Source organism: Microbispora sp. GKU 823 (assembly GCF_002027145.1).
GTDB classification, from domain to species: Bacteria; Actinomycetota; Actinomycetes; order Streptosporangiales; family Streptosporangiaceae; genus Microbispora; species Microbispora siamensis.
The window spans coordinates 25,260-36,020 of record NZ_MWJN01000091.1; the positions used below are offsets into that span (position 1 = coordinate 25,260).

9 protein-coding genes and 1 pseudogene are annotated in these 10,761 nt (G+C 71.5%); 3 read left to right on the top strand and 7 right to left on the bottom strand.

The window, feature by feature from the left end:
* Positions 1-141 precede the first annotated feature (141 nt).
* From B1L11_RS33995 to B1L11_RS34005, 3 genes and pseudogenes are all read right to left on the bottom strand, one after another.
* Positions 142-1,080 (bottom strand): NAD kinase, encoded by a 939-nt coding sequence (locus B1L11_RS33995; protein WP_179155451.1) that lies wholly within the window; start codon positions 1,078-1,080, stop codon positions 142-144.
* Positions 1,081-1,114: 34 nt separating this feature from the next.
* Positions 1,115-1,923: pseudogene (locus B1L11_RS34000) on the bottom strand (TlyA family RNA methyltransferase).
* An 82-nt stretch (positions 1,924-2,005) separates the two neighbouring features.
* Entirely contained in the window at positions 2,006-2,227 is a 222-nt protein-coding gene (locus tag B1L11_RS34005; RefSeq protein WP_079319431.1) for a hypothetical protein, read from the bottom strand.
* Positions 2,228-2,638: 411 nt separating this feature from the next.
* Here B1L11_RS34005 and B1L11_RS34010 point away from each other — a divergent pair, with 411 nt between their 5' ends.
* Positions 2,639-2,986: an SCP2 sterol-binding domain-containing protein gene (locus tag B1L11_RS34010; protein WP_079319432.1), complete on the top strand. Its 348-nt coding sequence runs from the start codon at positions 2,639-2,641 to the stop codon at positions 2,984-2,986.
* A 339-nt stretch (positions 2,987-3,325) separates the two neighbouring features.
* On the opposite strand, the gene B1L11_RS34015 is transcribed toward B1L11_RS34010, so the two are convergent.
* A complete protein-coding gene (locus B1L11_RS34015; RefSeq protein WP_079319433.1) occupies positions 3,326-4,330 on the bottom strand; it encodes an HAD-IIA family hydrolase in 1,005 nt (334 codons plus the stop codon).
* Between the two features lie 20 nt (positions 4,331-4,350).
* On the bottom strand, positions 4,351-4,692 hold the full coding sequence (locus B1L11_RS34020; RefSeq protein ID WP_226873954.1) for a M48 family metallopeptidase: 342 nt from the start codon (positions 4,690-4,692) through the stop codon (positions 4,351-4,353).
* Between the two features lie 177 nt (positions 4,693-4,869).
* Here B1L11_RS34020 and B1L11_RS34025 point away from each other — a divergent pair, with 177 nt between their 5' ends.
* On the top strand, positions 4,870-6,096 hold the full coding sequence (locus tag B1L11_RS34025) for a DUF1015 family protein (protein ID WP_256863130.1): 1,227 nt from the start codon (positions 4,870-4,872) through the stop codon (positions 6,094-6,096).
* Here B1L11_RS34025 and B1L11_RS48900 read toward each other — a convergent pair whose 3' ends face one another.
* The gene (locus B1L11_RS48900; RefSeq protein ID WP_079319436.1) at positions 6,097-6,675 is read right to left on the bottom strand and encodes a single-stranded DNA-binding protein; all 579 of its coding nucleotides are present in this window, start codon (positions 6,673-6,675) and stop codon (positions 6,097-6,099) included.
* A gap of 104 nt (positions 6,676-6,779) precedes the next feature.
* On the opposite strand from B1L11_RS48900, the gene B1L11_RS34035 reads away from it, so the two are divergent.
* A complete protein-coding gene (locus B1L11_RS34035; RefSeq protein ID WP_239108846.1) occupies positions 6,780-7,706 on the top strand; it encodes an MBL fold metallo-hydrolase in 927 nt (308 codons plus the stop codon).
* Between the two features lie 78 nt (positions 7,707-7,784).
* Here the strand turns inward: B1L11_RS34035 and B1L11_RS34040 are convergent, their stop codons facing one another.
* The gene (locus B1L11_RS34040; protein WP_256863131.1) at positions 7,785-8,843 is read right to left on the bottom strand and encodes a hypothetical protein; all 1,059 of its coding nucleotides are present in this window, start codon (positions 8,841-8,843) and stop codon (positions 7,785-7,787) included.
* Positions 8,844-10,761 lie beyond the last annotated feature (1,918 nt).

Here is a 10,761-nt window from a genome sequence, read left to right on the forward strand (position 1 = left end):
ACGCGTAACTCGTCAAGATTTTCGAGGACAGCGTGTCCGGACCGCGACCCGAACGAGAATCTGTGGACACGAAAGCCCTGCTCACCCGGCATATCACCATCAACCACCGCAACTCGCTGTGGACCGCGGCGCGTCTCGCGGTCAACCGGAGCGTACGCGGCCCCGCCAGCCCTGCACCGGCAGTCCGAACTTCGCGACCAGGCGGTCGGTGAAGGGCGCGCCTGTGGTCTCCACTCCGAGCAGGCGGGCCAGCCGTACGGGCACCTCGCCCCTGCGGACCTCCACGCGGGCGCCGGGCGGGATGTCGAAACGGCGGCGGCCGTCGCACCACAGCACACCGGCGCTGGTGTCGGGGAGGATCTCCAGCGCGAGCGTGGACTTCGGCGACACCACCATCGGCCGGGCGAACAGGGCGTGGGCGCTGTTGGGCACCAGGAGCAGCGCCTCCACCTCGGGCCACACGACCGGACCGCCCGCCGAGAAGGCGTACGCCGTCGAACCTGTGGGGGTCGCGCAGATCACGCCGTCGCACCCCCAGCGCGACAGCGGCCGGCCGTCGATCTCCGCGACGACCTCCAGCATGCGGTCCTTCTTCTCGACCGACGCCTCGTTGAGCGCCCAGGTCCGCGCAAGCACCGAGCCGTTCAGGCGCACGACGACCTCGATCGTCATGCGCTCCTCGACCTCGTAGCGGCCCTCGGCCACCAGGTCCACCACGGACGACAGGTCCTCCACCTCCGCCTCGGCGAGGAAGCCCACATGCCCCAGGTTCACTCCGAGCAGCGGCACCGCGGCCGGGCGGGCCATCTCGGCGGCGCGCAGCAGCGTGCCGTCACCGCCGAGGACGATGATCAGCTCGGCCTCCTCCAGCGCCGCCCCGTTGTCCGGGACCACCTCGGCGTGGGCGCAGCCGAGCTCCTCGGCCTCCTCGTCGAGCACCCGGACGTTGATGCCCGCCTCGATCAGCCGTTCCATCACCAGGCGGGCGCTGCGCACCGCCGCCTCCCGGCCCGTGTGCGCCGTGACCAGGACGGTCCTCTTGGCGTCCGCCCGGTCGTCCGTCGCGCCGCCCGTGCTCATCGCGCTCATCGTCTCCACGCCTCGCCGCCCGCTTTCACCGGGGCCCCTCCGCGACCGCCGTGTCGATGGCCGCGTCCACGTCGGGCACGGGGTCGTGTCCCGGCCCCTTCCCGAGCCACAGAACGTATTCCACGTTCCCCGACGGCCCCGGCAGCGGGCTCGCCGTCACGCCCTTCACCGTCAGGCCCAGCGAGCCCGCCGCCGCAGCGACGTCCCGCACCGCCTCCGCCCGCAGAGCCGGGTCGCGTACGACGCCTCCCGAGCCCACGCGCTCCTTGCCCACCTCGAACTGCGGCTTGACCAGCATCGCGAACTCCGCCACCTCGGCCGCGCAGCGCACCAGGGCCGGGAGGACGAGCCGGAGGGAGATGAAGGACAGATCTCCCACGATCAGCGTCGGCGGCTCGCCCACCATCTCCGGGGTCAGGTCGCGCACGTTGACCCGCTCCATCACCGTGACCCGCTCGTCCGTACGCAGCGACCAGGCGAGCTGGCCGTATCCCACGTCGACCGCGAGCACGTGGGCGGCGCCGTGCCTGAGCAGCACGTCGGTGAAGCCGCCGGTCGAGGCTCCCGCGTCGAGGCACCGGCGCCCCTCAACGCGGAGCCCTTCGAACGCGCGCAGCGCGCCGAGCAGCTTGTGCGCGCCCCTGGACACGTAGTCGGGTCCTCGGCCGTCTCGGCGACAACGATGGGAGCGGCGGTGTCCACCTGCGTGGCCGCCTTGCCCGCCACCCGTCCTCCGACGCTGACCCGGCCCGCCTCGATGAGCTGGGCCGCCTGCTCTCTGGACCGGGCGAGCCCGCGGCGTACGAGTTCGCTGTCGAGCCGTACGCGCTTCACCGGGCCCGCTCCGCACGGTCACGTGCCGTCCGGACCGGCGTCCGCGTCCCTCTCGTGGCGTCCGCGGCCGCTCCCGTGGCGCTCACTGATCGTTCTCCCGGCCGCCGTGGGTTTCCGGCTGCCGCCCGTCGGCATCCTCCACGGACGCGAGCACCGCTTCGAGGCCGGCGAGGACCTGTTCGAAGACGCCCACATGCTCGGAGACCGGCGCGTGAGCCAGCCGTCCGAGAGGCGACAACGCGGCCTGCACGCCGTCGGCGCCCGAGGAGAGGTGTTCCCCGGCCGCGATCCCGCTGTCCGTCATGGTCCCTTCCTGCTCCGATCAGCTGCCCCGTCACGCTTGCCTGTCCAGCTTCCCGTGCGCGGCCTCACGCTCGCGCCGGGGCTGGTCGCCTCGACGCTATCGGACGCCACCGACGATCGTGCGCCATCCGGCCCTTCCAGGGGGAGCACGCATCGCGTGATCTCGCCTCAAGTCCTGAGCGAGGCCGCCCACACCTCGCCGTCCCTTTGGTTGCGAAATCTACGGCTCGCGGACCGCCGAACTCGTGCCGTTGCCTTTCCATGACCCGACGCGGATTTCGCGCGGGCCGCCCGTGGAAAGCTACTGTCGGTAGGTAGAGGGGAATCGCATCGTCGACCGGTGATCCGTGCGCGGTTCGCAAGGAGACATGGTCCGCGAAGAGACACGGTCCGCGAGGAGAAAGGCAGGCGCATGGCGACCGTCGAGGAATGCCGGGCGGCGCTGGACAAACTCGTCGAGCAGTTCGGCGAGATAAGCGAGGAGGACCGTGCCAAGCACGTGGTCGAACGCCGGCTGGCCTGCCGGATCTCCGACCTCGGCGTGACCTTCTACGGCCGCATCCACCGGGGCGGGCTCGACCCCTTCAAGGAGGTGCCCCCGGAGGACGGCCGGCCCGCCGAGGTCAAGCTGACGCTCAAGAGCGAGGACCTGGTCTCGATGGTGAACGGCGAGCTCGACATGGGCCGCGCGCTGCTGGGCGGCCGGGTCAAGATCGACGCGAGCCTCGGCGATCTGCTGCGCCTGCGCAAGCTCCTCTGATACCAGCCCCTCCGACGCGAGTTCCTCTGGCCGCCTCCGCACAGACCACGCCGCACGGAGCACGCCGTACATAGCGGGATCCGGACCGCGAGAACGCGGCATGTCTGAGCGGGCGGGTTGCGGGGCCGCGGCCTCGAACGCAAAGCGGGCGGGGTCGCGGGGCGACGACCTGAAACGCAGGCGGACGGCGTTGGGTGGGGCCACGACCTCGAACGCAAAGCGGACGGCGTTGCGGGGCGACGACCTGGAACGCGGGCAGACGGCGCTGCGCGGGGCGATCTCGAACGCAGGCGGACGCCGTGACGCGTGGTGCGTGCGACGACACCGCCCCCACATCGGTCAGCGGCCGAGCGCCGCCAGGGCGGCCTTCACCGCGTCCTCGTCCGCTCGGCCGTCCCCCGCCGCCTCCCAGGTGGCGGCGCACGCGGCGCGCAGCCCCTCGACAGGGTCGCCCTCCCCGGCGAGCACGAGTTTCCCGTCCTGCCACACGGCCGTCCAGCCGCCGCAGGTCCAGCCGCCCGATCCACGCCGCACGGGGACCACGGGGGCGTGCAGGCCGGACAGGTCGGCGGCGATGTGAGTGGGGCGGTGGTGAGGCGCGGCGGTGAGCACGTCGAGAGGAGTGGCGACGCCGGTCAGCACGAGCAGGCTGTCGACACCGGCCCGGGTCGCGCCCTCGATGTCGGTGTCGAGCCGGTCGCCGACGATCAGCGGCCTCTCGGCGCGGGTGCGAATCATCGACTCGCGGTGCAACGGTGGCTCCGGCTTGCCCGCGACCACAGGTTCGACGCCGGCCGCGGTGGCGATCACACGGCTCATCGATCCGTTTCCGGGCTGCTCGCCCCGGCCCGTCGGCATGGTCGTGTCGCCGTTCGCCGCGACGAACCACGCGCCTTGACGTACGGCGAGCGCCCCTTCGCACAGCAGCCCGTAGGACAGGTTGTCGGCGATGCCCTGCACCACGGCGGCGGGCGCGTCCAGGGCCGTGGTCACGGGGCGCAGGCCGTGCTCGCGCAGCGCCATCCGCAGTCCCATGCCGCCCACCACAAGGACGGCCGAGCCCGCCGGTACGTGCTCGGCGACCAGCCGGGCCGCCGCCTGTGCGGACGTCACCACGTCCTGCGGAGCGGCCGGAATGCCGAGATGGCTGAGGTGCTGGGCGATCGCCCCCGGCGTGCGGGACGCGTTGTTCGTCACGAACGCGAGCCGCACGCCCTGGTCCCTGGCCTTCACCAGCGCCTCCGGCGCACCGGGGACCGCGTGTTTACCGAGGTAGACGACACCGTCGAGGTCGAGCAGCAGCGTGTCGTAGGCGTCCACGAGCACGCCGGTGGTTTCTGGCATGTCGGAAGTATGGCCTACGGTCACGCCCGCCTCGCCCGCAGCGTGGCCCTGACCTGCTTCAGCGCGGACACGTAGTGCCGCAGGTCGGGGCGCATCGCGACGGCCACCGCGAGGGGCTCCTGCGCTCCCTCGATGTCACCGCTGCGCCACAGGGACAAGCCGAGACCGAAGTAGGCGTAGTCCTCGGCGGGGTTGGCGTCGACGATCCAGCGGAAGCTGCCCGCGGCCTCGTCGTAACGCTTCGAGTTGAACTGGGCCCGCGCGAGGGCCTCACGGAGGCTGCGCGAGTCCGGCTCGGCCCGTACGGCATGCTCCAGGATCGCCGCCGCCGCGGCCGGGCTGCCCTCTTCGAGCAGTTTCATGCCGCGCTTGAACCACTCATAGACGCCGCCGGAAGGCGTACCGCCCGGATCATTGGAAGAAGCAGAGGCCTCGTTTCGTCCTTCGATCATGGGGTAAGCCCTCCTGCACTCCGATTTCACAAGCAACCGGGCACCGCAGCGTCGGGGAGTCCGGGCACTTATGGCAACATGCCCGGTATGGAGAGTTCTGAACGGGCGGGACTGGTGCTACGTCCGTTCCACGGCGTCCGTTACGCGGTGGACGATCTGGCCGCTGTCACCTCCCCGCCGTACGATCTCATCTCCCCTGACGAACTGCGGGAACTGCTCAGTCGTCATCCGAACAACGTAGTGCGCCTGATCCTTCCCGGGGTCAGCCATTACGGTGAGGCCAGCGCCGCGCTGAGCGAGTGGCTCTCCGACGGGGTGCTGACGGTCGACTCCCTGCCCGGTCTGTACGTGTACGAGCAGAGCGGTGTCGGTTTCCTGCAGCGGGGCCTGATCGGAGGCGTCGGGGTCGGGTCGACCTCGGTCCTGCCGCACGAGCATGTCCTGCCGGAGCCCGTCGCCGACCGGCTCGCCCTGATGCGGGCCACGCAGGCCAACTTCGAGCCGATCTTCCTGTTGTACGAAGGCGGCGGCACCGCCTCCCGGCTCGTCGACGACGTGGCGACACAGCGTTTCCCCCTTATGGACGTCCGGACTCGTGAGGGCGTGCACCATCGGCTCTGGGCGGTGACCGACTCTCACGAGATCGAAGCCGTCGCGGAGGACCTGCGTGATCGCCAGGCGCTGATCGCGGATGGTCACCATCGTTACGCCACTTACGAGGCGCTGCAGAAGGACCACATCGGCCCCGGCCCTTGGGACTACGGCCTGGCGTACCTGGTCGACTCCACGGTCTACCCGCCCGACCTCAGGGCCATCCACCGGGTCATCCCGGGACTGCCCCTGCAGGAGGCCGCCGCCCGGGCCAAGGGCGCCTGGCAGGTCCACGAGTTCCCCTTGCTCGAAGACGCCCTCGCGGGGCTCGCCACGACGACCGGCCCCGCCTTCGTGCTCGCCGGCGAGGGACCCGCCCATCTTCTGACGGACCCGGACCCGCTGCAGGTCGAGCACGCCATGCCGTCCGGGCAGTCCCCGCGGTGGCGGATGCTCGACACCTCGATCCTCACGACGTTCCTCCTGCCCAGGGTGTGGGGGATCACCGACAGCGAGCAGTCGGTGATGGTCGTGCACCACGACGCGCTCGCCGCCGTCGAGAGGGCGCGCCGGCTCGGCGGGACGGCGGTGCTGCTGAATCCGCTGTCCACGGAGGACGTCCTCACTGTCGCGGCGCAGGGCGAGCGGGTGCCGCGCAAGTCGACCTCGTTCGGTCCCAAGCCCCGTACGGGCCTGGTCATGCGGACCTTCGCCACTGACTGATCACCCCGCCGGCGGCTCAGCCACGACGGCCTCGTCCCGGTGGCCACGGGACGACGTCGCCGGAGGGCCGACGGCCTGACCGTCCGAAGAGCCTGCCGGAAGGCTCCCGGGCTTCGCCTCATGTCCGGAGGCACCGGAGGACGCCTCACCACCGGAGGCCGCCTGCTCGGTTGCGCCCGCATCGGCGACCGCATCCTCATGATCCGCCTGACCGGTCTCGGCGGCGGTGCCGTCGTCGGCGTGGGGCCTTCTCCTGCGCGGCTTGCCGCGGGGCACGGCCGCTTCGACGCGGCGTGCCGTACGGACCTCGATCTCGTAGCGGCTGCCGCCCCGCCACCAGCGGCGGCGCAGCGCGCCTTCCACCTCCACCAGATCATCGAGTTGCCACCCGGTCAGCATGCCGCGCACGACGTCGTCGAGCGTCGCGCACTCGATCGCGTCCGACCGCTGATGGCCCGAGCGGCCCCCCGGCCTGCGGACCGCGAGACGCCACTGCGTCAGAAGGGCTCCGCTCGGCAGTTCCCGGTGTGCCGGCTCCATGGACAGCCGCCCGGCCAGCACCACCTCGTTGCGGTGCATGTGATCTCCTCTCTGCCGTGGAGATCACTATGCGTGGCCGGGTTGGGCCGGCGCGGCCCTGAATGCCATTCTGTGGATACCGGTTCTAGTTTCAGGAGTGGGCTGTGGACAACGTGACTCCACTCGGCGGCGACGTCTACGAGATCGACACGCGGATGGCGGGCTATTCCGGCATCACCGCGGGCTATCTGATCCTCGGCGACCGCCCCTGCCTCGTCGAGACGGGCACCTCGACCTCGGCTCCCGTGGTCAGGGACGCCCTGTCCTCCCTCGGGGTGGGACCGGACGATCTCGCGACCGTCGTGGTCACCCACATCCACCTGGATCACGCCGGCGGCGTGGGGGACATCGCGAACTACTATCCGTCGGCGGAGATCGTCGTCCATGAGAAGGGCGCCCGCCATCTCGCCGATCCGTCCCGGCTTATGGCGAGCGCCAAGATGGTCTGGGGCGACAAGCTCGACGTACTGTTCGGCACTCTGGCGCCCACCGACGCGGCCCGCATCAGGGCTCTGGGCGACACCGGGACGATCGATCTGGGCAACGGCCGCACCCTGGCGAGCCACTACTCCCCCGGCCATGCCAAGCACCACGTGGGCCTGCTCGACTCGCTCACCGGTGACCTGTACGTGGGCGACGCCGCCGGCGTCTATCTGCCCGAGACCGGAGACCTGCGGCCCGCCACGCCGCCACCGGACTTCGACCTCGACGTGGCCCTCGGCTCGATCGCGCTGTTCACGGCCCTGAAACCGCAGCGGCTGCTGTTCAGCCACTACGGACCGGTGGAGGACGTGCCCTCGACCCTCGAACGGTCGGCCGAGGAGCTCCGGATCTGGGTGGACCTCACCAGACGGGCCAGGGCCGAGGGACTCGACCTCGATCACGCCGTCGCCATGGTGCGCGACCGGACGCGGGAGCGGTACGCCGCGCTGCGCGCCGACGAGGCCACCGCCGAGCAGTTCGAGCTGCTGAGCGGCGCGCCGTCGAACGTCGCGGGAATCATGCACTGGCTGGACCGCACCCCGCACTGACTCCCGAACCCCTGAAAGCGCCGCTTCTCCCGACGCAAAAGTAGACGGGCGCCGCCGAGGCGGCGCCCGTCCACAACGTCAGGCCTGACGCTTCACCGGATCCTCGGAATCCTCGGGGCCGTCGAGCACGTCACCGAAGTCCGGCTCGATGAACGCGGGGCCGTAGGACGGCGCGCTCGTGGCCGAAGGCCGCTCGGCCACCTCATCGGCGTCGCGGGCCTCCTCTCCGGCCGATGCCGACGGTACGGCCGGTGCAGCCGGTGCAGCCGGTGCGGCTGGGGCGGGCACCTCGCTGGCCGAGGACGTCACGGCCGCATCGTCGTTCGCGGGCTCGCCGTCCGCAGGCTCGCCGTCCGCCGCGTCGTCGGTCAGATCGCCCTCGTCGGAGAGGTCGCCGTCGTCGGAGAGGTCGCCGTCGGAGATGTCCGCGTCGTCCTCCTCGTCCTTGACCGCCTCGCGAATCGCCTCGTCGCCGACTTCCTCTTCATCGTCGGCAAGGTCGTCCAGGAGATCACCGGACTCGGCACCGGACTCGTCGTAGCCCTCCTCCAGGTCCTCGATGAGTCCGCCGGTCAGCTCGGCGTAGCGTTCGGCCGCATCGGTCTCCCCGTCCTCGTCGAACGCCATGGCACGGGCGAACCAGTCGGTCGCCGCTTCCTCGTGCCCCGCGTCGGCCAGGGCGTCCGCGTACGCGAACGCGAGGCGTGCCGACCACGGCTTCGGCTGGGGATCGCGCAGTTCCGGAACCCGCTGCAGCGTGATCACGGCCGCGTCGTGCTGGCCGAGGTCGCGACGGGCCCCGGACTCCACGATGGCCAGTTCGATCTTGCCCGCGCGGTCCAGCCGTTCGGCCTCACGCGACCGGACGAGGTCGAGCGCCCGCTCGGGCCGCCCGAGCCCACGCTCGCAGTCCGCCATGATCGGCAGGTACTCGTCCGAGCCGGTGATCCGCCTGGCGGCCCGGAGGTCGCCCAGCGCCTCGGCGTACTGACCGGCGTGGTAGGCGGCGATCCCGGTGGCCTCGCGGACCACGCCGATCCTGCCCGCGAAGCGGCGGGCCACCTTGGCGTGCTCGTAGGCCTTCTCCGGCTCCTCCGCACTCAGCGCACGGGCGGCCGCCACAAGGTGGCTGGCCACGAGATCCGCCAGGTCGTTCGGCAGCGAGCGGAGCTCCGCACGCGCCTCCCGGTCCAGCTCGTCCGGCGTGATGTCCGGGTCGAGCGGAGGAATCTCCTCCCGCGTCCTCGGCCTGCTCTGCTCGTCCGGCCTGCCATAGCGGGTACGGCTGCCGCCCCGATCGTCGCGGCTGAAGGGACGTGCCGCGCCGCGGTCGCCGCTGAACGGCCTGGACTCGTCACGGTCCCTGCCGAACGGCCGGGCACCGCGATCGCCATCGAACTGGCGTCGTGGCCGGTCGCCGGAGCCCGACTCACGCCCGCGGAACGTCCGAGCCCCTTCGTCACGGTCGCGGCCCGGGCGCCTGTCGTCGCGGTCCCGGAACGACCCCCCGGGCTGGTCCCCCGGCGTACGGCGCGGCCTGTCGCGGAACGAGTCCCGGTCGCGGTATCGGTCACCACCGGTGTCCTGCCGATCCCCATAGGGGCGCCTGGGCCTGTCCCCGCCGCCCCTGCCGTCGCGGTCGCCGAACGAACGCCGCGGCCGCTCCTCGCCGCCGAAGGCACGATCGGTGCCCCGGTCGCCGCCTCGATCGCCGTACGGACGCCGGGGACGGTCCTGCCGCTCGTACCCGCTTCCGCCCCTGTCGTCGCGGCCGTAACCGCGCTCCTGGTCCGTACGTCGCGGCGGGCGACTGCCGGACCCGTCACGATCGTCACGCTCGTACCGAGGCGTGAAGGAGCGGCCTTCCCTGCTCTCCCGACCCTCACGGTTGTCGCGGCCGTCGCGCTCGCGGAAGCCGTAGCGTCCGCCGAACCCGCCGCCCTGGCGCTGCGGGCGGTCTCCGTATCCGCCGCCTTCCCGCCGATCCGTGCGGCGCTCACCGTACGGCCGGCTGCCGCGGTCGTCCGATCGGAACGGGCGTCCGCCCCGTTCCTCGCGGTCCCGCGAGCCCTGTCCGCCTCGGAAGCCGTCACGGTCCCCGTAGGAGCGACGCGGCCGATCGGTACGGAAGGCGTCCCGGTCCTGATAGACGCGCTCCCCGCGTCCTTCGGAGCCTCCGGCTTCCTTGCGTCCTTCGTAGCTTCCGGATTCCCGGCGTCCCTCGAAGCCGCCGGCCCCGCGCGGCCGGTCGAAGCTCCGCCCTCCGTCGCGGTCGCGGTATCCGCCACGGTCGTCGCTTCGGCCACCCGCGCGATCCCCGGTGCCGAAGGGACGGCGACCGCGGTCATCCCGGTCACGGTAGCCGCCGCGCCTGTCACGATCTCCATAGGAGCCGGTCGCCCTGTCGTCACGATCACGCGAACCGAACCGTCCCCCGGACGGTCCGCCCTGGTCGCGGTTGCCGCGCCTGTCGGACTGGAACGGGCGCTCGCCGCGGTCGCCGCGGTCGCTCCGGAAGCCTTCTCGCCGCTCTCCATAACGACCGCCGAAGCCGCCGCTTCCTCCATTACCGCGGAATCCTCCGGAGCGCTCAGCCCGGTTTCTGCTCTCTTCGCGGTTGTCTCCGCCACGGCCCGCGCCGTCGCGCCCGTCTTCTCTGTTCACTTCTGTCCTCTGTTGCTTGCTCACCGCGTCCGGTTCGCCGGCCGCAGGGCTCTGTCTTCCCGCTGTCCTGACTGTTGGGGATCCGCCCCATATCCGATGAGTTCCAGGGAAGACACGTTGTTTGCGCCGCAGGTCCGCTGGGATCGCGTCCGCCGCAGCCTTCGCTTCTCGTCCGATGCGACGAAGGCCACCCGTGGTGGGGCGGCCCGGCATTGCCAGCCTAGCGCGCCGTCACCACCGCCCGGGCCTCGAAGGGAGCTTTCGTTCCCGTCGACGCGGTTTCCGCAGGGTGAAGACATGGCCTCATAAACACAGAAGGGCCACCCCGCTTGGGGTGGCCCTCCTCGAAAGATTGTCCGGCGGTGTCCTACTCTCCCACACCGTCCCCGGT

Coding starts and splice junctions, on each gene's coding strand:
- B1L11_RS33995 (WP_179155451.1), bottom strand. CDS start 1,080: ATGAGCACGGGCGGCGCGACGGACGACCGGGCGGACGCCAAGAGGACC.
- B1L11_RS34005 (WP_079319431.1), bottom strand. CDS start 2,227: ATGACGGACAGCGGGATCGCGGCCGGGGAACACCTCTCCTCGGGCGCC.
- B1L11_RS34010 (WP_079319432.1), top strand. CDS start 2,639: ATGGCGACCGTCGAGGAATGCCGGGCGGCGCTGGACAAACTCGTCGAG.
- B1L11_RS34015 (WP_079319433.1), bottom strand. CDS start 4,330: ATGCCAGAAACCACCGGCGTGCTCGTGGACGCCTACGACACGCTGCTG.
- B1L11_RS34020 (WP_226873954.1), bottom strand. CDS start 4,692: ATGAAACTGCTCGAAGAGGGCAGCCCGGCCGCGGCGGCGGCGATCCTG.
- B1L11_RS34025 (WP_256863130.1), top strand. CDS start 4,870: ATGGAGAGTTCTGAACGGGCGGGACTGGTGCTACGTCCGTTCCACGGC.
- B1L11_RS48900 (WP_079319436.1), bottom strand. CDS start 6,675: ATGCACCGCAACGAGGTGGTGCTGGCCGGGCGGCTGTCCATGGAGCCG.